General features: G+C 64.1%; 21 protein-coding genes. 13 read left to right on the forward strand and 8 right to left on the reverse strand.

Going from position 1 to position 25,577, the window contains the following annotated elements; genetic code table 11:
* Positions 1-342: 342 nt before the first annotated feature.
* On the forward strand, positions 343-996 hold the full coding sequence (locus NTA49_RS07670; RefSeq protein WP_258294104.1) for a lytic transglycosylase domain-containing protein: 654 nt from the start codon (positions 343-345) through the stop codon (positions 994-996).
* Here NTA49_RS07670 and NTA49_RS07675 read toward each other — a convergent pair.
* The 4 genes from NTA49_RS07675 to pepN are packed head-to-tail and all read right to left on the reverse strand — an operon-like array spanning position 993 to position 5,231.
* Complete coding sequence (locus NTA49_RS07675) at positions 993-1,424, reverse strand: hypothetical protein (RefSeq protein WP_258294105.1); 432 nt, start codon at positions 1,422-1,424, stop codon at positions 993-995. The genes NTA49_RS07670 and NTA49_RS07675 overlap by 4 nt on opposite strands.
* The gene (locus NTA49_RS07680) at positions 1,421-1,927 is read right to left on the reverse strand and encodes a hypothetical protein (protein ID WP_258294106.1); all 507 of its coding nucleotides are present in this window, start codon (positions 1,925-1,927) and stop codon (positions 1,421-1,423) included. The genes NTA49_RS07675 and NTA49_RS07680 overlap by 4 nt, the downstream gene beginning before the upstream one ends.
* 2 nt (positions 1,928-1,929) lie before the next feature.
* A complete protein-coding gene (locus tag NTA49_RS07685; protein ID WP_258294107.1) occupies positions 1,930-2,676 on the reverse strand; it encodes an SDR family oxidoreductase in 747 nt (248 codons plus the stop codon).
* Positions 2,677-2,687: 11 nt separating this feature from the next.
* Positions 2,688-5,231 (reverse strand): aminopeptidase N, encoded by a 2,544-nt coding sequence (gene pepN / locus NTA49_RS07690; RefSeq protein WP_258294108.1) that lies wholly within the window; start codon positions 5,229-5,231, stop codon positions 2,688-2,690.
* A 114-nt stretch (positions 5,232-5,345) separates the two neighbouring features.
* Here pepN and NTA49_RS07695 point away from each other — a divergent pair, with 114 nt between their 5' ends.
* The 4 genes from NTA49_RS07695 (at position 5,346) to NTA49_RS07710 (ending at position 9,274) form a co-directional block, all read left to right on the forward strand.
* Entirely contained in the window at positions 5,346-5,534 is a 189-nt protein-coding gene (locus NTA49_RS07695) for a hypothetical protein (RefSeq protein WP_258294109.1), read from the forward strand.
* Between the two features lie 207 nt (positions 5,535-5,741).
* Positions 5,742-7,901, forward strand: a complete 2,160-nt coding sequence (locus NTA49_RS07700) for a malate synthase G (protein WP_258294110.1) — start codon at positions 5,742-5,744, stop codon at positions 7,899-7,901.
* Between the two features lie 79 nt (positions 7,902-7,980).
* Positions 7,981-8,406 carry a GlcG/HbpS family heme-binding protein gene (locus NTA49_RS07705; RefSeq protein WP_258294111.1) on the forward strand — a complete coding sequence of 142 codons (426 nt, stop codon included), beginning with the start codon at positions 7,981-7,983 and terminating at the stop codon, positions 8,404-8,406.
* 91 nt (positions 8,407-8,497) lie between these two features.
* On the forward strand, positions 8,498-9,274 hold the full coding sequence (locus NTA49_RS07710; RefSeq protein WP_258294112.1) for a gamma-glutamyl-gamma-aminobutyrate hydrolase family protein: 777 nt from the start codon (positions 8,498-8,500) through the stop codon (positions 9,272-9,274).
* Positions 9,275-9,287: 13 nt separating this feature from the next.
* Here the strand turns inward: NTA49_RS07710 and NTA49_RS07715 are convergent, their stop codons facing one another.
* Entirely contained in the window at positions 9,288-9,794 is a 507-nt protein-coding gene (locus tag NTA49_RS07715) for an REP-associated tyrosine transposase (protein ID WP_258294113.1), read from the reverse strand.
* Between the two features lie 243 nt (positions 9,795-10,037).
* On the opposite strand from NTA49_RS07715, the gene NTA49_RS07720 reads away from it, so the two are divergent.
* The 4 genes from NTA49_RS07720 to NTA49_RS07735 all read left to right on the forward strand — a co-directional run bounded on the left by NTA49_RS07720 (position 10,038) and on the right by NTA49_RS07735 (position 15,554).
* Complete coding sequence (locus NTA49_RS07720) at positions 10,038-11,612, forward strand: Re/Si-specific NAD(P)(+) transhydrogenase subunit alpha (protein ID WP_258294115.1); 1,575 nt, start codon at positions 10,038-10,040, stop codon at positions 11,610-11,612.
* 13 nt (positions 11,613-11,625) lie between these two features.
* On the forward strand, positions 11,626-13,062 hold the full coding sequence (locus tag NTA49_RS07725; RefSeq protein ID WP_258294116.1) for an NAD(P)(+) transhydrogenase (Re/Si-specific) subunit beta: 1,437 nt from the start codon (positions 11,626-11,628) through the stop codon (positions 13,060-13,062).
* A 225-nt stretch (positions 13,063-13,287) separates the two neighbouring features.
* Positions 13,288-14,565: a DUF3422 family protein gene (locus tag NTA49_RS07730; protein ID WP_258294117.1), complete on the forward strand. Its 1,278-nt coding sequence runs from the start codon at positions 13,288-13,290 to the stop codon at positions 14,563-14,565.
* A gap of 71 nt (positions 14,566-14,636) precedes the next feature.
* Complete coding sequence (locus tag NTA49_RS07735; RefSeq protein ID WP_258294118.1) at positions 14,637-15,554, forward strand: hypothetical protein; 918 nt, start codon at positions 14,637-14,639, stop codon at positions 15,552-15,554.
* On the opposite strand, the gene NTA49_RS07740 is transcribed toward NTA49_RS07735, so the two are convergent.
* The 3 genes from NTA49_RS07740 to NTA49_RS07750 all read right to left on the reverse strand — a co-directional run bounded on the left by NTA49_RS07740 (position 15,551) and on the right by NTA49_RS07750 (position 19,410).
* Positions 15,551-16,552 (reverse strand): ABC transporter permease, encoded by a 1,002-nt coding sequence (locus NTA49_RS07740; protein ID WP_258294119.1) that lies wholly within the window; start codon positions 16,550-16,552, stop codon positions 15,551-15,553. The two genes, NTA49_RS07735 and NTA49_RS07740, sit on opposite strands and share 4 nt — an antisense overlap.
* Entirely contained in the window at positions 16,545-17,582 is a 1,038-nt protein-coding gene (locus tag NTA49_RS07745; protein WP_258294120.1) for an ABC transporter permease, read from the reverse strand. The genes NTA49_RS07740 and NTA49_RS07745 overlap by 8 nt, the downstream gene beginning before the upstream one ends.
* A 109-nt stretch (positions 17,583-17,691) precedes the next feature.
* Positions 17,692-19,410, reverse strand: coding sequence for a peptide ABC transporter substrate-binding protein (locus NTA49_RS07750; RefSeq protein ID WP_258294121.1), 1,719 nt, complete (start codon positions 19,408-19,410; stop codon positions 17,692-17,694).
* A 276-nt stretch (positions 19,411-19,686) separates the two neighbouring features.
* Between NTA49_RS07750 and NTA49_RS07755 the strand changes: the two genes are divergently transcribed.
* The 4 genes from NTA49_RS07755 to NTA49_RS07770 all read left to right on the forward strand — a co-directional run bounded on the left by NTA49_RS07755 (position 19,687) and on the right by NTA49_RS07770 (position 25,574).
* Positions 19,687-21,522, forward strand: a complete 1,836-nt coding sequence (locus NTA49_RS07755; RefSeq protein ID WP_258294122.1) for an ABC transporter ATP-binding protein — start codon at positions 19,687-19,689, stop codon at positions 21,520-21,522.
* 1 nt (position 21,523) lies between these two features.
* A complete protein-coding gene (gene argE, locus NTA49_RS07760) occupies positions 21,524-22,687 on the forward strand; it encodes an acetylornithine deacetylase (protein WP_258294123.1) in 1,164 nt (387 codons plus the stop codon).
* A 180-nt stretch (positions 22,688-22,867) separates the two neighbouring features.
* On the forward strand, positions 22,868-24,085 hold the full coding sequence (locus NTA49_RS17265; RefSeq protein WP_258294124.1) for a GAF domain-containing sensor histidine kinase: 1,218 nt from the start codon (positions 22,868-22,870) through the stop codon (positions 24,083-24,085).
* Between the two features lie 145 nt (positions 24,086-24,230).
* Positions 24,231-25,574, forward strand: a complete 1,344-nt coding sequence (locus NTA49_RS07770) for an NAD(P)/FAD-dependent oxidoreductase (protein ID WP_258294125.1) — start codon at positions 24,231-24,233, stop codon at positions 25,572-25,574.
* The last annotated feature ends 3 nt before the right edge of the window (positions 25,575-25,577 follow it).

The raw sequence follows: 25,577 nt of genomic DNA on the forward strand, positions 1-25,577 counted from the left end.
ACATGGCACCCGTGCGGAGCTTCGGCGGTCATTGGTGGACCGAGGTGCATTTCATTGCCACAGTTCGCTCATAAGGTGTGAGGGGCGTTGGTTAATAGCGGGTTATCCTTGACTTTCGCGCGGATACGGCCTCGGCAGATCGGGGCGAACGGGACGGTCAGGGGCCGACGGGCAGGCCCTTGCAGCACGTGTCAGGGCCGTGGCGCAACTGCGGAATTTCACTCAAATGGGCAACAATAAGGCGCTCTGCCGTGCAGTTGTTTCGCAAACCTGCGTGAACGGGCCTTGTCCCGCCTCTGTGATCGCTTGATCTGGCGCAGCGGTGCCGCGCATAATGCTGCGATGAAACGGATTGCGATGGCGATATGTGTGGGGCTTTGGGGCGTGCTGGCGGGGGCTGCGGTCTTTGCCGAGCTGTCCCAGATGCCGCGCCCGCCTGCGCGCGACGGCGACGTGCCCCGCACTCGCTGGACACATCAGCCCAATCACATGCTGTGGAACCGTGCCGCGCTTTCCGCGCTCAAGACCCATGGCGCGCCGCTGGTGCAGACCGTGCCGCGCGATATCGCGGACTGGTGCCCCAACTATGCGCACTCGGGCCTGCGCGAACGGCGGGCATTCTGGCTGGGGTTCCTGTCGGCGCTGGCCAAGCACGAAAGCACCTATAAACCGCAGGCCGTGGGTGGCGGCGGGCGCTGGTACGGATTGTTGCAGATCCTGCCTGCGACGGCACGCGGATACAAATGCCACGCAGGGTCGGGGCCGGATCTGATGAAGGGCGCGGCCAACCTGTCCTGTGCCGTGCGCATCCTGTCGGTGACCGTGCCGCGCGACGGCGTGATCTTTGCCCGCGACAGCCGGTGGCGCGGGGTCGCCGCCGACTGGGGGCCGATGCGCGTGCCATCAAAACGCCGCGACATCGCAGGATGGACACGCAAGCAATCCTATTGCGCGCTGCCCAACGCGATCCGGCCCAGAATGCGGCCCAAGCGTTAGCCGACCAGACTGAAATGATGCCGCTCGACCTTGATGCCGCGTGCGCTCAGCGCATCGTCGAACTCTTGCGCGGGGGGCACCACGTCCAGCGGCAGCCGCTGTTTCGTGCCACCGCGCAGGGTCAGCGTCGCCTTGATCGACAGGTCCAGCCGCGTGTCCAGCCGCACGGCTTCGAGTTCGCGCAGGGCGATGCTGTCCGCGCGTCGACCTGATTGCCAGCTCAGATCCGTATCCGACAGGCGCAGCGACGACACCCGCGCGGTCACCAGATCATAAAGCGCGGGCAGGGTGGCCAGCGCCCCCAGCCCCACGATCCAAAGCGACGCGTCGAGCATGACCAGCGCCAGCGCCAGCACCAGCCAGACAGCCGCCAGGGTGATCAGCGTCGCAGGCCTGCGCCCGCTGCGGGTATGGGTATAGTCGGTCATTGCGGGCGCAGGATGCCTTCGACTTCGGTGCGCGCAGCGGTCTGGGCCGGGGTCTCGTCCTCTTCACCGTCCTGCATCAGCGCACTCAAAGACTGCACAGAACCGCCGCCGTCCAGCGCGCGAAGCCTGCGCGCCACCCGCGTCACCGCATCCTGCGTGCCGTCGCAGGTGCGGATCAGCCAGCGGCCCAGCATCACCATGCTCCGTGCCTGCTCAGCATCCTGCGCAATGTCGTGTTTCAGCAATGCAGGCGCTGCAGGGGTGGGTGCTTTGCCAAGTGACAGATAGGCCACTGCCAATGTGCCCAACGCCAGTTGCGGATCGTCGATGCCCTGCACCGGATGTACGTCGGTGCGTCTCTTATACCCCAGCCGACGCGCGGCGGTGCGCACGTCGCTGGGCATGTCGATCACCTCGGCCACCATCCGCGATCCGCGCCGGACCCGCAAGAGGACGAAGTAGACGATCATGCCCACCACGATCAGCCCCAGCGTGATCGGCATGTCTAGCGGCCCCCCGACACATCCAGAAATGCGCCGGTGACATAGCTTGCCTCGTCCGACAGCAGGTACAACACCGAAGTGGCGACTTCGGCGGCAGTGCCCGCCCGGCGCATCGGCGTCATCGGGCCCAGCTTATCCACCCGTTCCGGCGCGCCTGCCTTGCCGTGGATGTCGGTCACGATGATGCCGGGGCGCACCGCGTTAACGCGGATGCCGCTGGGCGCGACCTCGTCCGAGAGCCCCTTGGTAAAGGTGTCGATTGCCCCCTTTGTCGCCGCATAATCGACGAACTGTCCGCCCGATCCCAGGCGTGCGGCCACGGACGAGACGTTGACGATGGCGCCGCCGCCCCGTGCCTCCATCCTCTGCACCGCGCCCTTGGCCACCAGCATCGCGCCGATCACGTTGACCGCAAAGATGCGGGTCAGGCGCGCGTGGTCCATGTCGGTCAGCCGCGCGATGCTGTCGATGGCGCCTGCGTTGTTGACCAGCGCGTCGATGCGGCCAAACTCGGCGTCGAGCGTGGCGTATATACGGTCGATGTCATCAGGCTCGGCCACGTCGGCCTGCACCAGAACCACGCGGGCACCGGCGGCTTCGGCCATGGCGCGGGTCGCCTCGGCCCCGGTGCCGTCACTACGATAGGTCAGCACCAGGTCATAACCGCGCTTGGCGGCAAGCTCGGCACAGGCGGCCCCGATGCCCGCCGAGGCACCGGTGATCAGACAGACGGGGCGTGGATCGGACATTGGCTTACCCCTCAGGCGTTGCGGATGCGGGTGATCATCTCGGTGGTGTCGCGGCTGAGGTTGGGCGTGGACGCGATCCGGTCCAGCTCCTTGGCCATCAGCGACTGGCGGATCTGGTCATAGCGCCGCCACGTCTGGAACGCCGAACACATCCGCGCCGTGGTCTGCGGGTTGACCGGGTCCAGCTTGATCAGCCAATCGGCCAGCAGCGCATAGCCCGACCCGTCGGCGGCGTGAAACCCTGCGTGGTGCGCGGCCAGCGCGCCCAGCGTGGCGCGGAACCGGTTGGGGTTCTTCCAGTTGAAATCGCTGTGCCGGGTCAGCGCCTTGGCCGTATCGACCGCATCGTCGGGCTTTGCCTCTCCGACCTGCAGGCCGAACCATTTGTCCATGACCAGACGGTCATCTTTCCACTGCGCCTCGAAATCGGCCAGCGCCGCGTCGCCACGACCTGCGCGGATCAGACAGGCCAGCGCCGCCAGTTGCTGCGTCATGTTGGTCGCACTGTCGTATTGCGCCTGTGCCGTATCCCCGCCGTCCAGCCGCGTCAGCAGCGAAAGTGCTGCATTGCCAAGCGCGCGCATGCCGGCCTGTTCGGCATCCGGCGCATAGGCACCCTCGATCTGATGGCGCGCATAAAGCCCCGGCAGATCGTCCTGCAAGGTCTGCGCCAGCGCGTCCTTCATCCCCTGCACCGCATCGTAAATCGCCTGCGGGTCGGGCGTGTCGCCGCGCCGGTGCAGGGCGGCGGCCAGTTCCGATTGCCCCGGCAGGCCCAGCATCAGCGCGCGGTAGGCCGGATCGAGGCTTTCGTCGCGCAGGACCGTGGCGATCCCTTGCAGGTAATCCGCATCTGGCGCCGTGCCCTTGGTGATCGCAGCCATCAGCGACGCCAGCGCCAGTGCGCGCCCCGATTCCCAGCGGTTGAACGGATCGGTGTCATGGGCCAGCAGGGCCGCGTGATCGGCATCGAACTCCAGCACCACAGGGGCCGAGAAATTGCGCAGGATCGACGCAGTGGGCTTTTCGCTGTGCCCCGCGAAGGCAAAGCTTTGCGTCGCATCGGTCACTTCCAGCACCTGCGTTTCCATCACTTCGGCCCCGCTTGCGTCCAGCAGACCCACGGCGACGGGGATCACCAGCGGTTGCGGATCGGGTGTCGCGGCGCTGGGCGGGGTGTGCTGGGTTAACGTCAGCGTATAGGTCGCGTTCTTGTACGTTTCGGTCACGCTCAGATGCGGGGTGCCCGCCTGGGAATACCAGCGCTTGAACTGTGTCAGATCGCGGCCCGTCGCGTCCTCGAACACCTGCAACCAGTCCTCGATCGTGCAGGCCTGCCCGTCGTGACGGTCGAAATACATGTCCAGCGCGCGCTTGTAGGCATCGGCCCCGACCAGCGTGCGCAGCATCCCGATCACTTCGGCACCTTTTTCATAGACGGTGGCGGTGTAGAAGTTGTTGATCTCCTGAAAGCTTTCGGGGCGCACCGGATGTGCCAGCGGCCCCTGATCCTCGGTGAACTGACGCCCGCGCAGGTCGATCACGTCGCCGATCCGCTTGACCGGCGCACTGCGCATGTCCGAGGTGAACTGGCTGTCGCGATAAACGGTCAGCCCTTCCTTCAGGCAAAGCTGGAACCAGTCGCGGCAGGTGATGCGGTTGCCCGTCCAGTTGTGAAAATACTCATGCGCGATGATCGCCTCGATGCGTTCAAAGTTCATGTCCGTCGATGTCTCGGGCGAGGCCAGAACCGCAGAGGCGTTGAAAATGTTCAGCCCCTTGTTCTCCATCGCGCCCATGTTGAAATCATCCACCGCGACGATGTTGAACACCTCAAGGTCATAGGCGCGCCCGTAAACCTTTTCGTCCCAGACCATGCTGTCCTTCAGCGCCTGCATCCCGAAGGCGCATTTGCCCTCGTCGCCGGGCCGCACGTACAGGGCCAGATCGACCTTGCGGCCCTCCATCGTGGTGAACGTGTCGCGGTGCGCGATCAGATCGCCCGCGACCAGCGCGAACAGATAGGCAGGCTTGCGCCAAGGGTCGTGCCATTCGGCCCAGCCATCGCCCGACGATACCAGATTGCCGTTCGACAACAGCACCGGGTGCGGTCCGTTGATCCGCACGGTAAAGGTGCTCATGACATCGGGGCGGTCGGGGTAATAGGTGATCTTGCGAAACCCCTCGGCCTCGCATTGGGTGCAATACATGCCGCCCGACTGGTACAGCCCCTCAAGCGCGGTATTCGCGGCGGGGTCGATCTGCACCAGGCTTTCCCAGGTGAACGGGATCGACGGCACATCGCAGGTCAGCCCCTCGGACGTCACCTTCGGCTTGACCGTCTCGCCGTCGATCTTGGCGCTGAGCAGGGTCAGGTTTTCGCCATGCAGAAAGAAGGTGCGGTCGGTGGCATCTGGATTGGGCGAAAACCGGATGCGGGCACGCACATGGGTGGCCGACGGGGCCAGATCGAACGTCAGATGCACCTCGTCCACGTCGAAACCAAAGGGCGTGTAGTCGGCAAGGTATATCGTCTGGGGGGCGGCATCGCGCATGGGCTGTCCTGTCTCGGGTCGAAATGTTGGAACAAAGCGTCAGGCACAGACGTTAGTCTTGTGACGCTTGGGCGGCAACCCGCCCGGAATTATCAAGTGAGAGGTATTTTTACTATGTCTGCACCCGACACGGAGATTGAAAAGCAATCCAAACGCCATAGCCCGCTTTTGATTGGCATGGCCATCGCCTTGACCGTGGCCTTCATCGCAGGCGTGATCTACCTCTTCGGCGGTTTCGATCCCGAGACGGATGAAGCCACCAGCGCAGAGCCCGCCGCAAACCAGCAGACGCTCACGGATTGATCGCACGCCAGACTTTCAGCCAGACTGTCAATCTGCCGAGCAACCTGTAAACCGGTCGCAGCTTTCCGGGGCAGCGCCCGGTTTTTCTGCGTTTGTCCCTAAATCTCCGCAACTGGTAAAATAATATTACCAATTTCGCGCCGGGTGGTTTACGGGCGTTGGATTAGGCCATACCCTTGCATCAACAACCATATCACGGAGCATGTCATGACCAACCACCTGGACCGCAGCGGTCTGAGCGTCGCCCCCGAACTGGCCGCCTTTGTCGAAGATCGGGCCCTTGTCGGAACCGGCGTGGATGCCAGCACCTTCTGGGCGGGCTTTGCCGGGATCGTGGCGGACCTGGGCCCCAAGACGCGGCGTATGCTCGCCCGACGCGAAGAGCTGCAAGCACAGATCGACGCATGGCACCTTGAGCGCCGGGGCCAGCCGCATGACGCCGAAAGCTACACCGCCTTCCTGCGCGAGATCGGCTATCTGGTGCCCGAGGGCGCGCCGTTCCAGATCGACACCGCTGGCGTCGATCCTGAAATTGCACAAATCCCCGGCCCGCAACTGGTGGTGCCGATCACCAACGCCCGCTTTGCGCTGAACGCGGCGAACGCGCGGTGGGGCAGCCTCTATGATGCGCTTTACGGCACCGACGCGCTGGGCGATCTGCCGACGGGTAAGGGCTATGACGCCAAACGTGGCGCGCGGGTGATCGACTGGGCCAAGGGCTTTCTGGACAAGGCCGCACCGCTGATGTCCGGCAAGTGGGCAGCGGTCAGCGGGCTGGCAGTTGCCGACGGATCGCTGCGGATAGACATACCCGATGGCAGCATGGCACTCGCCACCCCCGACAGCTTCGTGGGCTTTGGCGGCAATGCGGATGCGCCCGACTTCGTGCTGTTGCGCAACAACGGCCTGCACATCCAGATCATGCTGGACCGCAGCACCGACATCGGCGGCAATGATCCTGCGGGCATGTCCGACGTGCGCCTTGAATCCGCGATGTCCACCATCATGGACTGCGAAGACAGCGTCGCCGCCGTGGATGCCGAGGACAAGGTCGTGGCCTATGGCAACTGGCTGGGCCTGATGACCGGCGATCTGCAGGAAACCTTCGAGAAGGGCGGCCAGCAGATCACGCGCAGAATGGCGGATGACATCGCCTATACCGCCGCAGACGGCAGCGATGCGACGCTCAAGGGCCGCTCGCTGATGCTGATCCGCAACGTCGGCCACCTGATGACCAACCCCGCCATTCTCGACGCCGAAGGCCGCGAGGTCAGCGAGGGGCTGATGGACGCGATGATCACCACGCTGATCGCGATGCACGATCTGAAGAAATCGGACGGGCTGCGCAACTCGGTCGAAGGCTCGGTCTACGTGGTCAAACCCAAGATGCACGGGCCCGAAGAGGTCGCCTTGGCCGACGAGATTTTCACCCGCGTCGAAAAGGTGTTGGGCCTGCCCGCCAACACGGTCAAGCTCGGCATCATGGACGAGGAGCGCCGCACCTCGGTCAACCTCGCCGAATGTATCCGCGCCGCGAAATCGCGGGTGGCCTTCATCAACACCGGCTTCCTCGACCGGACCGGCGACGAGATCCACACCTCGATGGAGGCAGGGCCGATGGTGCCCAAGGGCGAGATGAAATCCGCCCCCTGGATTGCCGCCTACGAGGATCGCAACGTCGATATCGGGCTGGCCTGCGGCTTGCAGGGCCGCGCGCAGATCGGCAAGGGGATGTGGGCGATGCCCGACCTGATGGCCGACATGCTGAAGACCAAGATCGGACACCCCAAATCCGGTGCCAACTGCGCCTGGGTGCCGTCGCCCACCGCCGCCACGCTGCACGCGACGCATTACCACCAGATCGACGTGCTGGCCCGCCAGAACGAGATCAAGGCAGGCGGCGCGCGCGGCACCCTGCACGATCTGCTGACCATTCCGGTGATGGACGGCCGCAACCTCAGCGACGCGGACATCACCCGCGAGATCGAGAACAATGCTCAGGGCATCCTTGGCTACGTGGTGCGCTGGGTCGATCAGGGCGTAGGCTGTTCCAAGGTGCCCGACATCAACGACGTGGGCCTGATGGAAGACCGCGCCACCTGCCGCATCTCGGCGCAGGCGCTGGCGAACTGGCTGCACCACGGCGTGATCAGCGAGGATCAGGTAAGGGCCGGCCTGCGCAAGATGGCAGCCGTCGTCGACCAGCAGAACGCGGGCGATCCGACCTATACCGCGATGGCGCCGGATTTCGACGGCGTGGCCTTTGCCGCCGCCTGCGACCTGGTGCTGAAAGGGCGCGAACAGCCCTCGGGCTATACCGAGCCCGTGTTGCACGCGCGGCGTCTGGAACTGAAAGCCCAAGCCTGAAAAAGCCCAGGCCTGAAGGCGAACGGGGGGCCGCGTGCCCCCATTTAAACTCAACGAAAATCACAAAAAGGAGGGGCCGATGTCGGTGACCTTGGACCAAGCCCGAAAGATCATTCGTCAGACCATGGCGAAAGGCGAGGACATGAAACTGAAGCCGTTGTCGGTGGTCGTGCTGGACGCAGGCGGCCACGTGGTGGCCTTCGAGCGCAGCGATGACGCCTCCCCCGGTCGCTTTGGCATTGCCCATGGCAAGGCCTATGGCGCCGTGATGCTGGGCATGGCGGGCACGGCGCAGATGAAACGGGCCGAGGATCAGGCGTACTTCATGGCAGCGGTGAACGGTGTGTTCGGCGGCCACGTGGTGCCGGTTCCGGGCGGTGTCCTGCTGCGCAATGCGGCGGGCAAGGTCGTGGGCGCGGTCGGCGTGACCGGCGACAGCTCGGACAACGATGCGACTGCGGCGATGGCGGGTATCGAAGCTGCCGCTTTGGTGGGCGAAATCTAGGGCAGGGTGCCGCGACGGCGCGTCAGGCTGGGCAATCGCACCGGCCTGCGATATACCAGCCGCCAGACATGACGAGAGTGAGAGAGCCCCTATGGCACGTCCGGTTGTCGGAATTATCAGCAATGCCCATGTGATCGGCGACGATTACAAGGTGCATGCGGGTGGCATGATGAACACCGCCGCGATCGCGGAAGTGTCGGGCGCGATCCCGCTTCTGGTGGCGGCAGACCCCGCGCTGAACACCGCCGAGGAACTGATGGAAGTCTGCGACGGCTTTTTGTTCACCGGCGGGCGTCCCAACGTCCACCCCGAGGAGTACGGCGAGGAAGCAACCGCCGCCCACGGCGATTTCGACCGCGCGCGCGATGCCGTGACCTTGCCGCTGATTCGCGCCTGCGTCGAGCGTGGCCAGCCGTTCTTCGGCGTCTGCCGCGGCTTTCAGGAGGTCAACGTGGCGATGGGCGGCAGCCTCTACCCAGAGATCCGCGATCTGCCGGGGCGCAGCAATCACCGGATGCCGCCCGATGGCACGTTGGAAGAGAAGTTCGCGCTGCGCCACGAGGTGACGTTCTCCGAAGGTGGCCCATTTCACCGCCTGATGGGCAATCAGGTGGTCAAGACCAACACTCTGCACGGGCAGGGGATCAAGGCCGCGGGCAAACGCGTGGTGATCGACGGCTATGCCCCCGACGGCACGCCCGAGGCGATCTATATCGACGGCGCGCCGGGCTTTACCATGTCGGTGCAGTGGCACCCAGAATACAATGCCGCGATGGACCCGGTGTCCAAGATCCTCTTCGCGGCCTTCGGCAATGCCCTGCGTGACTGGTCGGCGGGCAAATCGCGCCCCGCGCTCAAAACAGCCTGATCCCTTGAAAGGCTCACGCGGCGGCGCTCTGCTGCGGTACGCTCCATGTGCCTGCGCGCAAGGCGCGGTGTAGCGACGTGTGCGGCCAGTGGCGCGGATCGGTCACCAGCCCGGCCTGAACCGGCGCGGAATAGATCAGGTGGCGGTGGTCGGCCACGTCATTTGCATCTGTCAGCCGATGCGCCCAGAACCGGCGCTGCCAAATCCCCTTGTCCCCACTGCGCAGACTGGCGGGATGGCGATGCGCAGGTGCCGGGACCCCGCGGGAGAATTGCGATTTCAGCAGACCCCAGCGGCGCGATATGTCCGCATCCTCGGACGGAAGGGTCCAGATCGTATGGATGGCATTGGGCAGCACCACGATGTCGTCGATCTGGAACGGGTGCGCGGCCAGCGCTCTGCGCGTGGCGATGCGCAATCTCCCGACCTCGCGCAGCAGCAGATCCGACCGCCGGTCCTGCAAGCGGACCGTGAAGAAAAAGGCGCAAGGGCTGGGGATATGTTCATCTCTGTCGCTCATGCGGACCAGCCTAGTGCGTCACAGGTTAACAGGCGGTGAATTCCCCAGCGCCCAGGCCTGCCGGAACGTCACCCGATATGCCCAACGTCAAGGCGCATGAAAGATGCGCGAAACCTGTCTATTCTTTACATTTATTGCTCTGCATTGCAGCGTAGTTGCTTGTAACTGTGCACGCTGCAAGCTAGCAAGTTGTCGTTAACCGTCGTCAAGGCGGCGGATTTGGAATCAAACGGGGGGTGCGCGGTGAAAATCGGAACACCGAAGGAAATACTCGAAGGCGAACGCCGGGTCGCAATGACGCCCGACAGTGCGCTGATGCTTCAGAAACTCGGCCACACCTGCATCATCGAGACGGGTGCCGGCGTCGCGGCGGGCTTTGCCGATGCCGACTATGCCGAAGCGGGCGTCGAGATCGCCAAGACGGCAGCAGCCCTGTGGAAGGCGGCAGATGTCGTAGCCAAGGTGCGCGCGCCCGAAGAGGTCGAGGTGAAGCGCCTGCGCGACGGCCAGACGCTGATTTCGCTGATCAACCCCGGTGCCAACGCCGAATTGCTCGAAGCTGCCGCCAAGAAGGGCAGCACCGTCGTCGCGATGGACATGGTGCCGCGCATCAGCCGTGCGCAGAAGATGGACGTGCTGTCGTCGATGGCCAACATCGCGGGCTACCGCGCGGTGATCGAGGCGGGCAACAACTTTGGCCGTTTCTTCACCGGACAGATCACGGCGGCGGGCAAGGTGCCCCCGGCCAAGGTTCTGGTGGTCGGTGCCGGTGTCGCCGGTCTGGCGGCGGTGGGCACATCCACCTCGCTGGGTGCGATCACCTACGCCTTCGACGTGCGCCCCGAAGTGGCCGAACAGATTGAATCCATGGGCGCCGAATTCGTCTATCTGGACTTCGAGGAAGAACAGCAGGACGGCTCGGCCTCCGGTGGCTACGCCTCTGTCTCCAGCCCCGAATTCCGCGAGGCGCAGCTGGCCAAGTTCCGCGAACTGGCCCCCGAGATGGACATCGTCATCACCACGGCGCTGATCCCCAACCGCGAAGCGCCCGAACTGTGGACCGAAGACATGGTTGCGGCCATGAAATCCGGTTCGGTCATCGTCGACCTCGCCGCCGAGCGTGGCGGCAACTGCAAGCTGACGGTCAAGGACGAAAAGATCGTCACCGACAACGGCGTGACCATCGTCGGCTACACCGACTTCCCCAGCCGGATGGCCACGCAGGCCTCGACCCTGTTCGCGACCAACATCCGCCACATGCTGACGGACCTCACGCCCGGAAAAGACGGCGTGATCAACCACAACATGGAAGACGACGTGATCCGCGGTGCGACCGTGACCCACGCCAAGGAAGTCACCTTCCCGCCACCGCCGCCCAAGGTGGCCGCCATCGCGGCAGCCCCGAAAAAGCAGGCGGCCAAGGAACTGACACCCGCCGAAAAACGCGAGGCCGAAGTGGCCGCGTTCAAGGCGCAGACCAAAAGCCAGGTGACCTTGCTTGTTGTCGGCGCGGTGCTGCTGCTGGCCGTGGGCCTCGTGGCGCCTGCCAGCTTCATGCAGCACTTCATCGTGTTCGTCCTGTCGGTCTTCGTCGGCTTCCAGGTGATCTGGGGCGTGGCGCACAGCCTGCACACGCCGCTGATGGCCGTCACCAACGCGATCTCGTCGATCATCATTCTGGGCGCCTTGGTGCAGATCGGGTCCGGGTCGTTCCTTGTGATCGTTCTGGCGGCGATTTCGGTCTTCATGACCGGCATCAACATCTTCGGCGGCTTCCTTGTGACACGGCGTATGCTCGCCATGTTCCAGAAATCTTAAAGGGGCTTAGACAATGGATTATGGATTTACGACAGCGGCCTATGTGGTCGCGGCCATCCTCTTCATCCTCAGCCTTGGCGGTTTGTCGGGACAGGAAAGCGCCAAGCGCGCGGTGTGGTACGGCATTGCAGGCATGGCGCTGGCCATCTTCGCCACGCTGATCGGACCGGGCGCCGGGTATTGGCTGCTTTCTCTGGTGCTGATCGCCGCAGGTGGGATCATCGGCTACCAACTGGCGACCAAGGTGCAGATGACGCAGATGCCCGAACTGGTCGCGGCGATGCACTCGCTGGTCGGTCTGGCGGCGGTCTTCGTCGGCTTCATCGCACACTTCGAGATCGGCAACGTCGCGGCGGCGCTGGCTGCTGGCACGGCCACGGACCTCGGCAACTTCGGCCTGCTGATCGCCAAGAAAGAGGCGGTCGAGATCAACATCCTTCAGGTCGAACTGTTCCTGGGCATCTTCATCGGGGCGGTCACCTTCACCGGGTCGGTCATTGCCTATGGCAAGCTGGCGGGCCGGGTGAACTCTGCCGCGACCAAGCTGCCGGGCGGTCACCTGCTGAACGCGTCGGCGGCGGGTCTGTCGCTGATCTGCCTGATCTGGTACGTCAACACGGGCGGCTTTTTGCCCCTGTTCCTGATGACGCTGGCCGCGCTCTTTATCGGCTATCACCTGATCATGGGCATCGGCGGCGCCGATATGCCTGTCGTGGTGTCGATGCTCAACAGCTATTCCGGCTGGGCGGCGGCGGCCATCGGCTTCAGCCTCGGCAACGATCTTTTGATCGTGGTCGGCGCGCTGGTGGGCTCCTCCGGTGCGATCCTGTCCTACATCATGTGCAAGGCGATGAACCGGTCGTTCGTCAGCGTGATCCTCGGCGGCTTCGGCGGCACCTCCGGTCCGCAGATGGAGGTCGAGGGCGAGCAGATCGCGATCGAGGCGGATGGCGTTGCCGCTGCCTTGAACGAGGCCGACAGCATCGTGATCATCCCCGGCTACGGCATGGCGGTGGCGCAGGCACAGCAGGGCGTGGCCGAACTGACCCGCAAGCTGCGTGCGGCGGGCAAGACCGTGCGTTTCGCCATCCACCCCGTCGCGGGGCGTCTGCCGGGGCACATGAACGTGCTTCTGGCCGAGGCCAAGGTGCCCTATGACATCGTGCTCGAGATGGACGAGATCAACGACGACTTCCCCGACACGGACGTCGCCATCGTGATCGGCTCGAACGACATCGTGAACCCTGCCGCACAGGACGATCCCAACAGCCCCATCGCCGGCATGCCGGTTCTGGAATGCTGGAAGGCCAAGCAGGTCTTTGTCAGCAAGCGTGGTCAGGGCACCGGCTATTCCGGCATCGAAAACCCGCTGTTCTTCAAGGAAAACACGCGCATGTTCTACGGTGACGCCAAGGCGTCGATCGACAAACTGCTGCCGATGATCGATTGATATCAGCCCAAATGACGACAAGAGGCAGGCCCGTTGCGGCCTGCCTCTTGCGTTTTCAGGGGCGCAGACTGCCCGGTATACATATGTATTCCGTAATGCTTTGATTTCGCTTGGCTTTTCGCTATCTTTTTGGCCGCACCTCGGTTACCTCTCTGTGCCAGCAGACTTGTCCCAGCAGACTTGTGCCAGCAGACTTGTGCCAGAAGACACCGACAGGAACGGACCATGCCGCCAGTGAACGACCACCCCCTGCGCCACCGCCTGACGTCGGAACTGCACGCGCGGCCCTTTCCGGTGCTGAACGCGCCTGCGATGGCCGCCTATCTTGCCATCAAGCACAGCCCCGATGACACGGCCCGCACCGCGGCGCTGGCGCATCTGATGCTGCTCCTGGACCATTACGGCGCACCGCGCCCCGATCCCGGCGCCACGCATTACTTCGGCGCGATGGGCAATTATACGATCAAATGGGAACAACATACCGAATTCGTCACCTACACCGTGTTCCAGACGGGGCTCAGCGACCGCCCCTTCGACCCCGCCGAATACGAGGTCTTCCCGCCGCACTGGCAGGATGCGATGCCCGGTGCGCGCATCACCTCGGCGCTGTTTCGCGTCATGCCGCGCCCTGCGGATGACGGGCAGATCATACCGCAGCTGGACGCCTGGCTGGTGCGCGAAAGCATCGCGGTGGCCGATGTGCTGGATGGCTCTGCCGTGGTCGCCTCGGACTTTCGCATTGATCCGGCGGGGCACTTGCGTTTCGCGGTCTACGTCAGCGCCACCACCGGGCCGGGGCGCGTCGGGCGCATCGTGCAACGCCTGTCCGAGATCGAGACCTACAAATCCATGTCGCTGCTGGGCTTTGCCAAGACCCGCGAACTGGCGGGGCCGCTCAATGCGCTCGACACCCAGCTGAACGATCTGACCGAAACCATGCGCAGCCCCGACGCCCGCGCCGAAGAGACGCTGCACGCGCTGCTCGACGTCTCGGTGGCGCTCGAACAGCAGGGCGCGCGCTCGGCCTACCGCTTTGCCGCGACAGGTGCCTATGCGGCGCTGGTGGCCGAACGGATCGCCGTGCTGCGCGAGGCCCGGTTTCAGGGCCGCCAAAGCTTTGCCGAGTTCATGATGCGCCGCTACGAGCCTGCGATGCGCACCGTCAAGGCGACCGAGGCGCGGCTGCACGCGATGTCGGCCCGCGCCATCCGCGCATCCGAGCTGTTGCGCACGCAGGTCGATGTCGATCGCTCGGCGCAGAACCAGGCGATCCTTGCCAGCATGGACCGCCGCGCCGATCTGCAACTGCGCCTGCAACGCACGGTCGAGGGGCTGTCGGTGGTCGCGGTCAGCTATTACGCGGTGTCGCTGGCAGGCTACCTTCTGTACCCGCTGGCCGACTATCTGGGCATCGGCAAGGGCATGATGACCGCCGCCGTGACCCTGCCGGTGATCGGGCTGGTCTGGCTGCTGCTGAGCCGGATCAAGCGGCACGTCGCTTAGGGGGATTTGGCGGATACGTCTAAAATCCCGTGCAAACGGCGGCGCGGGATTAAGCGGATGGCAAACCGCTCGTGGCAATCCTGTCGCCTATGGGCGTCAGGGCAGGACATTTTCGCGCAACGCAAGCCACGGCAGAGGCACAGGGCGGCTGGACGCGCAATCTGCACCGCCACCGCGCGGTCTACGTGCCACGCGGCCCGCTGTTGCTGGTCAGCTTCGACACGATGGATGCCCATCTGAACCCGGCCCCTCGCAGGCCATGGGCCTGGGACCTCGCCGAGACTGCGGGCTGGTCGCACCTGGGGCTGATGACCGGGCCGCGCAACGACTGGTACAGGCAGCGCGCGGTCTTCGACTTCTTCGACGGGTTGTGCGACAGCGGCTTTTTCCACCGCTTCGACGATGTGGTGTTCTACGGCAGTTCGATGGGCGGCTTTGCCGCCTGCACCTTCGTCGCCGCAGCACCGGGTGCGCGGGTGGTGGCGATCAGCCCGCAATCGACCCTGCTGCGCACATGCGTCCCGTTCGAGCGGCGCTATCCCATGGGGCTGCGGCACGGCGACTGGGAAGACCCCCGCTATCTGGATGCCGCAGGCTGTCTGCAACTGGTGCGCAGTGCCGTGGTGCTGGTCGACCCCTGCCATGCGGTCGACGCGGCCCATGTGGCGCGTCTTCCCGACACGCGGCTGGCCGTGCTGCGCTGCCCGCACATGGGGCACCGCATCCCGCATCATCTGGCGCAGATGGGCGGCTTTGGCGGGCTGATGCGTGAGGTGATCGAAGGGCAGGGCGACCGCCGGGGCTTTGCCCGGCACCTGCGCCGCCGCAAGGTATCAGCCAGCTATCACAAGGCCCTGATCAAGGCGGCATTGGCGCGCGGGCATCCTGCACTGGCGGGGCAGGTGCTGGCCCGTTACCGCAGGTTGCCCGACGCACCGCCGCTGCCGCATCTGGCGCGCCGGTTGCGTCTGGTCGCCAACAGCGCCTAGCGTCCGCGAATGCGCGGGTCCAGCGCGTCGCGCAGCCCGTCGCCCAGATAGTTCACCGACAGCACCGTCAGCGAAATCGCCACGCCGGGCAGCAGCACGCGCTCGGGAAACTGCTCCATCCGTTGCACCGCATCCGCCAGCAGCTTGCCCCATGTGGGAAAGTCCGACGGAAAGCCGACGCCAAGAAACGACAGCGCACTTTCGGTGATGATCGCGGTCGCCAGACCCAGCGTCGCCGACACGGTGATCGGAGAGATCACGTTGGGCAGCAGGTGGCGGCGGATGATCTTTGAATTCTTGGTCCCGATGGAGCGCGCCGCCAGGATGAACTCGCGCTCCTTCAGCGCCAGGATGTCGCCCCGCACGATCCGCGCCGTCTGCATCCATGATGTGATGCCGACCACGCCGACGATCAGGATGAACATGCCCGTCTCGGGGCCGAAGTTGGCGCGCAGCGGCTGGCGGAACAGGGTCACCGCCACCAGCAGCAGCGGCAGGATCGGCAGGCTCAGCACCAGATCGGTAAAGCGCATCAGCCAGAAGTCCGCGCGGCGGAAATAGCCCGCGACCACGCCGACAAAGGTGCCGATGACCAGCGCCAGGATCATCGCGGCCCAGCCCACGGCCATCGACGCGCGGCCGCCCTTGATCATGGTCGCCAGCAGATCGCGGCCCAGCTGGTCGGTGCCGAAGGGATGCGCCCACGCGGCCTTGGCGTCGCCATCCCAGATCAGCGTCCAGACCGGGCGCATGTCCTTGGCGCGGATGTCCAGCTTCTGCGCATCCAGCGTCCACAGGAACGGCCCGATCAGCACGAAAAGCGTGATGAAGATCAGGAAACCGCCGCCGAACATCGCACCCTTGTGGTGCTTGAACTGGTCCCAGACGTCACGCCACTGGCTGCGGGGCGGGGCCATCGGCCCCTTGTCCTGCAACGCGCCAAGTGCTTGGTCGTCGATCTCGGGGTCTGGCCCGGACACGAGGGGTTGGTCAGTCATAGCGGATCCTCGGGTCGAGCACGCCGTAAAGCACATCGGCGATCAGGTTGAACAGAACGATCAGGATGGCGAAAATGAACGTCAGCGTCATCACCGTCGGAATGTCGTTGGCAAAAAGCGCGATCAGCAGCTGATAGCCGATGCCGTTCACGCCGAACACGTTCTCGGTGATGATCGCACCGCCAAAGATCGCAGGAATACCCAGCGCGATCACGGTAACCACCGGGATCATCGAGTTGCGCAACACATGGACCATGACCACGACGCCCTCGCGCAGACCCTTGGCGCGGGCGGTGCGCACATAGTCCTGACCCAGGTTGTCCAGCATCGCGGACCGCATGTAGCGGCTGATCTGCGCCGTGGTCTGCAACGCCAGAACCATCACCGGCAGCACCATCTGCTTCAGCTGGTAGACAAAGGTGTCCCAATCGACCACCTCGTGCACGGTGTTGTAGTTCGACGGCAGCCAGCCCAGTTGCACCGCAAAGATCACGATCAGCAGCGGGCCGGTGAAAAACGGCGGGATCGAAAAGCCGACCATCGTGATGAACGTGCCGGTCTGGTCAAAGACTGAATAGTGCCGATAGGCCGAATAGATGCCGATGGGCAGCGCGATCAGCACGCCGACGATATAGGCCATGCCGACGACCCAGATCGTCTGCGGCATGGATTGCACCACCAGATCCATCACCGGGCCGCGCGTCTGCCAGGAGATCATGCGCAGCCGACCATCATAAAGCGAAGTATCCGGCAGCCAGCCCAGCAAGGTGCTGTCTCGGGTCAGCCAGTCGATAAAGACCTGCGGCTCAACCCAGAAGAACTGCACCATCCACTTCCAGTATTGAACGTACAGCGGCTCGCCCAGGCCCAGGGCGATCCGCATCTTCTCCTTGACCTCGGGCGGCACCGTCAGCGGCACCTGCGCCATCGGGTCGCCGGGAGCGAGTTGCAGCAAGAGGAAAATGACGAGGCTGATGAACAAAAGCGTCGGGATCGACAGGATCAACCGGCGGATTGCGAAGGTAATCATGAATGCGGCGCCTTTGTGCGTCAGTCTTGTTTATTGCGACCCTGTCCCGAGGGCCGAGAGGCCGTGCCCCCCTTCGGAAAGAAAGGGGACACGACAACCATATGACCGATTATTCGGTGCGATACCAGTCGCCGACATTCCACAGCTCGGAATCCCAGACGTTCAGCACGACACCGCCCAAGGAATTGGCATGTGCCGAGACGCGCGCACGGTTGACCAGCGGGACGATGGTGTATGTCTCCTTGGTCAGCATGTCGTTCATCTTCTTGGCCAGCGCGCTGCGCTCTTCCAGATCACCGGTGCGGCCCAGCTCGTCGATCATGGCGTCATAGGCCGGATCGCAGAAGCGGTTGATGTTCTCACCCTGCCACTGGCTCGATGGCTTGGGCTCGTTGCCGCAACGATAGGCCGACAGATACTGCTGCGGATCGGTGCCGTTGAAGGTGTTGGCGTACATTTCCACGTCCGCATAGAACTTCTGGAACGTGTCGGGCGAACCGGGGTCACCACCAAAGAACACGGAACCGTCCAGGTTGCGCAATTCGGTCTCGACACCGATCTGGCTCCACCAATCCTTGATCAGCGCCTGAAAGTCCTGACGGACGGCGTTGGTCGATGTCTGGTACAGCAGCGACAGCTTCATGCCGTCCTTTTCACGCACGCCGTCACCGTCGCTGTCGGTCCAGCCGGCATCTTCCAGCAGGGCCTTGGCGCCTTCGATGTCCTGCACCAGGCAGTCGGTGTTGTCGGACGCATAGATCGCGGGCGCAGGCACCAGGTTACAGGTCGGCGCACCGGCCTGGCCATAGCCCACTTCGGTCAGCAGGTCGCGGTCGATGGCCATCGACAGCGCCTTGCGCACCTTGACGTCGCTCAGGATCGGGTGGGGTTCCGCCACTGTCGCGCGTGTTTCGGGCGGCAGATCGGGCGAGGGGTTGGTCAGGTTCATCTCGATCCGCTCAAGCAGCGGGCCGAAACCGGTGATCGCCTTGCCGTAGCCTGCCGCTTCCATCTTGGCGATGACGTCGGGGGCCAGTTGCAGGTTCCAGGCGTAATCGAATTCGCCGGTTTCCAGAACCGCACGACCGGCCGAGTTCGCGTCGCCGCCACCTTTCAGGGTGACCGATGCGAAGGCGGGCTTGCCCTCTTCACGGTAGTTCTCGTTGGCTTCGTACTGGATCACGTCGTTCGGCTTGAAGTCGGCCACCTTGAACGGGCCGGTGCCGATGGGGTTATAGTTGGCGTCCGTGCACTCGGGGGCCTTGGCACCCAGGCAGTCGGCGAACTGTGCGGCCTGAATGATCGGGGACTGACCACCGACAAAGGGGCCATAGGGGTTCGGCTTGGGCTGGTTGAACGTGACCTTGACGGTCTGGTCGTCCACCGCCTCGACGGTTTCGACACCTTCAAAGAACGCGCCCTGCGCACAGCCGCCTTCGGGGTGCATGCAGTATTCAGCGGTGAACTTCACGTCGGCGGAGGTGACCGGCGTACCATCGGACCACACCAGACCTTCCTTGATCTTCCAGGTGATGGTGGTCAGGTCTTCGGACACGCCACCGTTGGCGACGGTCGGCACTTCTTCCGCAAGGAAGGGCACCATTTCACCGGTCTCGTTGTAGCGCGCCAGCGGTTCCAGAACCAGCGAGGAGGCCTCGATGTCCTTGGTGCCGCCCGACAGGAACGGGTTCAGAATCGACGGGGCCTGCCAATAGAGGATTTTCACCTCGCCATCGCGGCCACGCTCGCCTTGGTGGGCATCAGCCATTGCCATCGGAGCGAAGGCAAAGCTGGCAGCCGCGCCGAGCATTAGGGTCTTGAGTTTCATAACATACTCCTTGTTGGACACATGTTTTGTGTCTTTGGCGTGACCCATTTTCGGGCGCACGCAGTGTAGCGTCGGTTGGGTCTTGTATTTACCTAGCGTAACCAAGCCATTAGAGTGACTTTTCTCGCACGCCCCCCTGACGAATGACCACATCGAAACAGACTTTACGGAAAAAGCAACCCTTGAGATGCCCGTTAAATGTGCAAACGTCGGGATGCGTTTGACAGTGCCTGAACAATGGTCTTAGCGTTGATTTCAAAACAGCCGGGGAAACATATGCTGGATCACGGGGCCGCAGGGCCGATTGCCGATATCAGGGGCCTGCAGGTCGAATTCCAGACCAAGGACGGCCCGGTTCTGGGCGTCGAGGATGTCTCGTTCACCATCAACGCGGGCGAGACGGTCTGCGTGGTCGGCGAATCCGGCTCGGGCAAGTCGGTGTCCTCATTGTCCCTTATGCGGCTGGTGGAATTCGGCGGCGGCAGGATCGCGGGCGGCCAGCTTTTGTTCGACCGCAAGGACCACGCATCGGTCGATCTGGCGCAGGCCGATCAGGGTCTGATGCGCACGATCCGCGGCAACGAGATCGGGATGATCTTTCAGGAACCGATGACCGCGCTGAACCCGGTGTTCACCGTGGGCCGCCAGCTGACCGAAGGGCTGCGCCTGCACAAGCGCATGAGTAAAAAACAGGCATCCGCCCGCGCGCTCGAGCTGATGCGGCAGGTGCGCATCCCCGAACCCGAGCGGCGCCTGCAGCAATACCCCCACGAATTGTCGGGCGGCATGCGTCAGCGTGTGGTGATCGCGATGGCGCTCGCCTGCGAGCCGCGCCTGCTGATCGCGGACGAGCCCACGACCGCGCTCGACGTGACCATCCAGGCCGAGATCCTGGCACTGATGGACCGGCTGAAACGCGAGACCGGCACCGCCGTGATGTTCATCACCCACGACATGGCCGTGGTCGCACAGATGGCCGACCGCGTCGTCGTCATGTACCGCGGCAAGAAGGTCGAGGAAGGCCCCGTCGCCGACATTTTCGAAGCGCCGCAACACCCCTATACCAAGGCGCTTCTGGCCGCCGTGCCCAAGCTGGGCGAGATGACGGGCAAACAATACCCCGAACCGATGAAGCTCTTGGGCCGCAAGCAGGGCGAGATCAAACCCATCGTCGGTGAAGAGAACGAGGTGCTGCTGGACGTGCGCAACCTGACCACGCGTTTCGCGGTCAAGGGCGGGCTGCTGCGCCGCACCGTCGCCAACGTTCACGCGGTCGAGGATCTGTCGTTCACCATCAACAAGGGGCAGACGCTCAGCCTCGTGGGCGAATCCGGTTGCGGCAAATCCACCGCCGGCCGGTCGATCCTGCGTCTGGTCGAGCCGCTCTCGGGCGAGGTCAAGCTGGGCAACAAGGACATCATCGCGCTGAACCAGCGCGATCTGCGCACCGCCCGGCTGGACATGCAGATGATCTTTCAGGACCCCTTCGCGTCGCTGAACCCGCAGATGCAGCTGTCGGATCAGGTGGCCGAACCGATGCACAACTATGGCATGTTCAAGGGCGAGGAGGGCCGCAAACGCATCGAGATGCTGTTCGACCGCGTCGAGCTTCCGCGCAGCTTCATGCGCCGCTATCCACACGAGTTGTCGGGCGGCCAGCGCCAGCGTGTCGCCATCGCCCGCGCCCTTGCGCTGAACCCCAAGCTGATCATCGCGGACGAGGCGGTTTCGGCTCTGGACGTGTCGGTGCAGGCGCAGGTGCTGAACCTGATGATGGAACTGCAAGAAGAGATGGACCTGTCGTTCCTGTTCATCAGCCACGACATGGCCGTGGTCGAACGCGTCAGCCATTTCGTCGGCGTGATGTATTTGGGCCGCATCGTCGAGATGGGCCCGCGCAGCGCCGTCTTCGAGAACCCGCAGCATCCCTATACCCAGGCGCTGATGAAGGCCGTGCCCATCGCCGACCCGCGCAAGCGCAAGGACGAAAAAGATCTGGATTTCAAGCCGATACCCTCGCCAATTCATCCAGTGAATTACGTAGCCGAACCGTCGGAATACCGCGAGATTTCGCCGGGTCACAAGATCCTGACCACCGACAGCGGATACTGAAATGCCTGACCGTCTAAGCCCTCTGGATCTGATGACCAAGCTCATCAGTTTCCCCACCGTCTCGCGCGACACCAACCTGCCGCTGATCGACTGGGTCGAGGCCTATCTTGCCTCGCATGGCATCACCGCCCACCGCTGGCCCGACCCCGACCAGCCGCACAAGGCGGCGCTCTTCGCGCACGTCGGTCCCTGGGTCGAGGGGGCTGTGGTGCTCTCGGGTCACACGGACGTGGTGCCCGTCGACGGCCAGCCCTGGGACAGCGACCCCTGGACCGTGACCGAACGCGACGGCAAATATTACGGGCGCGGCACCTGCGACATGAAGGGCTTCGACGCGCTGGCGATCTGGGCCCTGGTCGAGGCGCACTACGCGCAGGTGAAACGCCCGCTGCAACTGGCGCTCAGCTTCGACGAGGAAATCGGCTGCACCGGCGCGCCGCCGATGATCGAGGCGATGCAGCCCGTGCTGCCCAAGGGCGAGCTGGTGATCGTGGGCGAGCCGTCGATGCTGCAGGCGGTGACCGGCCACAAGGGCGGGCAGGGGTTCGACACCCACGTGATCGGCTTCGAGGTGCATTCGTCGATCCTGCACACCGGGGTCTCCGCGATCCTCGAAGGCGCAAAGATCATCGACTTCGCCAACCAGCGCAACGCCGAGAATTTCGGCAATCCGCCCACAGCACTTGGTGCGATGTTCGAGCCGCCCGTGACCACATGGCACGTGGGCCAGATCAGCGGCGGCACCGCGCACAACATCACCGCCAAGGATTGCCGCTTTTCGATGGATTTCCGCGCCGTGCCCGGTGACGACCCCGTGGCGCTCAAGGAGTCCTATCTCGAACATGTCCGCACCATCGAGGCGCGGATGCAGACCGTCCACCCCGACGCGCGCGTCGAGATTTCCGAGCGCTTTTCAGTGCCCCCGCTCAAGCCCGAGGAAAACGGCGCGGCAGAGACCCTCGTGCGCCAGATCACCGGCGACAACGGCGGCCACGTGGTCAGCTACGGCACAGAGGCGGGCCAGTTCCAGGCGGCGGGCTATTCGGCGGTGGTCTGCGGTCCGGGCGACATCGCACAGGCGCACCAGCCGAACGAATTCATCACCGTCGCGCAGTTCGATCTGGGTCACCAGTTCATGCACGATCTGGTCGAGCGTCTGGGCTGAACCACCGCGAAGCGCGCCGTCCATATCGGCTAAATGCTTCTACCAAAACGAGAATGTGAGCCAAATTTGCCATACACTTCGGCAACCGAACTATATTTGTTTCCCTAGCGGCACTCTGGAATTGAAACTTGGAAACCGACTGTTATCAGATCATCAACAGTTGTTTTTTCGAGGTGCACAGTGCGAACTTATCCAATTCCCTTCAACGAGGAGGCCCGCCTCCGGTCGGTCTTTTCGGTCCCCGGTTTCACCGAGGCGAACACAGCCGTGTTCGACGCAATCTGCGAGGCGACGCGCAAGCTGCTGGGCTGTCCGATCGCCCATATCAGCGTCATCGAAGATGATACCCAATGGTACAAAAGCGTGGTCGGCATCGCACTCGAGCGGATGCCGAAGAACAACAGCTTCTGCACCCACACGATCATGTCCGGCCAACCGATGGTCGTCCCCGACCTCAGCAAGGACCCGCGTTTCGAAAATCACCCGATGGTCGCCGAGGGCGGTCCCGGTGCCCGGTTCTACGCCGGTGTGCCGCTGATCCTGTCATCGGGCCAGCGTTTCGGCAGCCTGTGCGGGCTGGATCTGGTGCCGCACGATGCGCCGAGCGATCAGCAGATGGCCATCCTGGAAGACCTCGGTTGCGCCGTCGTCGCAGCATTGGAAGCAGTGCCACCGAAGCCGGTCAGCCAGACACCGGACGAGGCGGTGCAGTCCACCTTCATCACCCTGATCGGCCATGAATTCCGCACCCCTCTGACGATCCTTTCCGGCAGCCTCAAGATGCTGGACGCCATGGCCCAAAACGGCGCGAACAAATCGCTGCTCAGTTCCGCCTACAGATCGGCCGAGCAGCTCATGGGCCTCGTTGAGACGATCATCACCTTCAGCAATGCCTCGACCGGAGAGCTGCGTCTGAACGAAACGTTTGCAGGGTTCGAGCATATCACCAAGAGCGTCGCGGACCTCGTGCTGCCGGGGCCCGATGGCACGTTGAAGTCCATACGCTTCGCCGACAACCTGCTGACCCTGCCGGTCTACATGGACCCCGAGCAGATCAAACTGGCCCTGAACGCGCTGGCGCTGAACGCGATCAACCACGGCGGCGACGAGATCACGGTGGCCAGCCGTCTGGATGCTGCAGGCAACATCGAGCTGTCGATCACCGACAACGGCGCTCTCGACATGAACGTCGAGCTGGCAAAGCTCTACGAGCCCTTCGTCGTCGGCGGCGACATCGACCAGCGCGACACGCGCGGCGGTCTGGGGCTGGGTCTGCCGTTGACGCGCAAGCTGGTGGAACTGCACGGCGGCGAATTCGAGGTCGAAGCCTCCGAGAACCGCACCACCGCGATCATCCGGCTGCCGGCATGGCGCGCAAGGACGGCGCAGGTCGCCTGACCCCACACAACCACGCGCAGCTGACTTTGGCTGCGCGTTCAACCTTTGGTTTATTCGCCGAAAAATGAAGCATTTTTTCGCATGAAGCCTGCAAAGGATTTCACAGCGTCTTGCACCTGCCAATCCAGGGCGTAGGGTGCGCCGCATGAGCTTTCCCATATTCATGAATACGCCGCCGCAATGGCCCGGTCCCGCCCCGAAAGAGGCGGATGTCGTGGTTATCGGAGGCGGTGTCATCGGTGTCTGCACGGCCCTGTTTCTGGCCCGTGCAGGCCAGCGCGTCGTCCTGCTGGAAAAGGGGCGCATCGCCGCCGAACAGTCCAGCCGCAACTGGGGCTGGATCAGGTTGCAGGGGCGCGACCCCGACGAAATTCCGATCATGCTTGAAGCAGGCGAGCACTGGCGCGCCTTTGCCCGGCAAACCAATGTCGACATCGGGCTGCGGCAAGAGGGCGTGACCTATCTGGCGGAAACCGAAAAGGACTATGTCAAATACGAGGGCTGGCTGGACCACGCCCGCGCCAATGGCCTCGACAGTCGGATGCTGAGCAGCGCCGAGACCGCCAAGCTGATCCCGAACCTGTCGCGCAGCTATGCGGGCGCGCTCTACACGGCACAGGACATGCGCGCCGAGCCTTGGGTCGCCGTGCCCGCACTTGCAGGCATCGCCGCGCGCGAAGGGGCCACGCTGGTCGAAAACTGCGCCGTGCGGGGTCTGGACATCGAGGGCGGCAAGGTCGCAGGCGTCATCACCGAAGCGGGCCGCATCAAGGCACCCGAAGTGGTCCTGGCCGGTGGTGCATGGTCCGCGCTGTTCCTGCAACGCCACGGCATCTTCGTGCCGCAACTCAGCGTGCGCGCGACCGTGGTCGCCACGGAGCCGATGGATGCGGTCTATCAGGGCGGTGCTGCCGACAGCCGCGTGGCGTTCCGGCACCGCGCCGATGGCGGCTATTCGCTGGCGCAGGGCGGATTTTCCGAATTGTTCGTGGGCCCCAGCGCCTTTCGCAGCCTGCGCCATTACGCCACGCAGTTGCGCGCCGATCCCTTCGGCGTGCGGCTGTTGCCCCGCGCCCCGGCAGGCTTCCCCGACGGCTGGGGCACGCCGCGCCGCTGGGCCGATGACGCCATCAGCCCGTTCGAGCGGATGCGCGTGCTGAACCCCGCGCCCAACGCGCGCAAGGCGGCCAAGCTGCTGCGCCAGTTCGCGCAGATGATGCCCGGACTGGGCGAGGTCCGCGCCGCAAAATCCTGGGCCGGCATGATCGACACGATGCCCGATATCGTGCCCGTCGTGGACCGCGCCGCCGCACTTCCCGGCCTGACCATCGGCACCGGCATGAGCGGCCACGGCTTCGGCATCGGCCCCGGAATGGGCCGCGTGCTGGCCGCACTGGTCACCGGTGACAAGGTCGGGCATGATCTGCGCCGCTTCCGCCTGTCGCGTTTCAGCGACGGCTCGGCCATGACCCTCGGGCCCGGACTTTAGACC

Source organism: Pseudosulfitobacter koreensis, assembly GCF_024733015.1.
Taxonomy (GTDB): Bacteria; Pseudomonadota; Alphaproteobacteria; order Rhodobacterales; family Rhodobacteraceae; genus Pseudosulfitobacter; species Pseudosulfitobacter koreensis.

Bases quoted from the DNA above. Each gene is read 5' to 3' on its own strand.
- NTA49_RS07670 (WP_258294104.1), top strand. From the start codon at position 343: ATGAAACGGATTGCGATGGCGATATGTGTGGGGCTTTGGGGCGTGCTG.
- NTA49_RS07675 (WP_258294105.1), bottom strand. From the start codon at position 1,424: ATGACCGACTATACCCATACCCGCAGCGGGCGCAGGCCTGCGACGCTG.
- NTA49_RS07680 (WP_258294106.1), bottom strand. From the start codon at position 1,927: ATGCCGATCACGCTGGGGCTGATCGTGGTGGGCATGATCGTCTACTTC.
- NTA49_RS07685 (WP_258294107.1), bottom strand. From the start codon at position 2,676: ATGTCCGATCCACGCCCCGTCTGTCTGATCACCGGTGCCTCGGCGGGC.
- pepN (WP_258294108.1), bottom strand. From the start codon at position 5,231: ATGCGCGATGCCGCCCCCCAGACGATATACCTTGCCGACTACACGCCC.
- NTA49_RS07695 (WP_258294109.1), top strand. From the start codon at position 5,346: ATGTCTGCACCCGACACGGAGATTGAAAAGCAATCCAAACGCCATAGC.
- NTA49_RS07700 (WP_258294110.1), top strand. From the start codon at position 5,742: ATGACCAACCACCTGGACCGCAGCGGTCTGAGCGTCGCCCCCGAACTG.
- NTA49_RS07705 (WP_258294111.1), top strand. From the start codon at position 7,981: ATGTCGGTGACCTTGGACCAAGCCCGAAAGATCATTCGTCAGACCATG.
- NTA49_RS07710 (WP_258294112.1), top strand. From the start codon at position 8,498: ATGGCACGTCCGGTTGTCGGAATTATCAGCAATGCCCATGTGATCGGC.
- NTA49_RS07715 (WP_258294113.1), bottom strand. From the start codon at position 9,794: ATGAGCGACAGAGATGAACATATCCCCAGCCCTTGCGCCTTTTTCTTC.
- NTA49_RS07725 (WP_258294116.1), top strand. From the start codon at position 11,626: ATGGATTATGGATTTACGACAGCGGCCTATGTGGTCGCGGCCATCCTC.
- NTA49_RS07730 (WP_258294117.1), top strand. From the start codon at position 13,288: ATGCCGCCAGTGAACGACCACCCCCTGCGCCACCGCCTGACGTCGGAA.
- NTA49_RS07740 (WP_258294119.1), bottom strand. From the start codon at position 16,552: ATGACTGACCAACCCCTCGTGTCCGGGCCAGACCCCGAGATCGACGAC.
- NTA49_RS07745 (WP_258294120.1), bottom strand. From the start codon at position 17,582: ATGATTACCTTCGCAATCCGCCGGTTGATCCTGTCGATCCCGACGCTT.
- NTA49_RS07750 (WP_258294121.1), bottom strand. From the start codon at position 19,410: ATGAAACTCAAGACCCTAATGCTCGGCGCGGCTGCCAGCTTTGCCTTC.
- NTA49_RS07755 (WP_258294122.1), top strand. From the start codon at position 19,687: ATGCTGGATCACGGGGCCGCAGGGCCGATTGCCGATATCAGGGGCCTG.
- argE (WP_258294123.1), top strand. From the start codon at position 21,524: ATGCCTGACCGTCTAAGCCCTCTGGATCTGATGACCAAGCTCATCAGT.
- NTA49_RS07770 (WP_258294125.1), top strand. From the start codon at position 24,231: ATGAGCTTTCCCATATTCATGAATACGCCGCCGCAATGGCCCGGTCCC.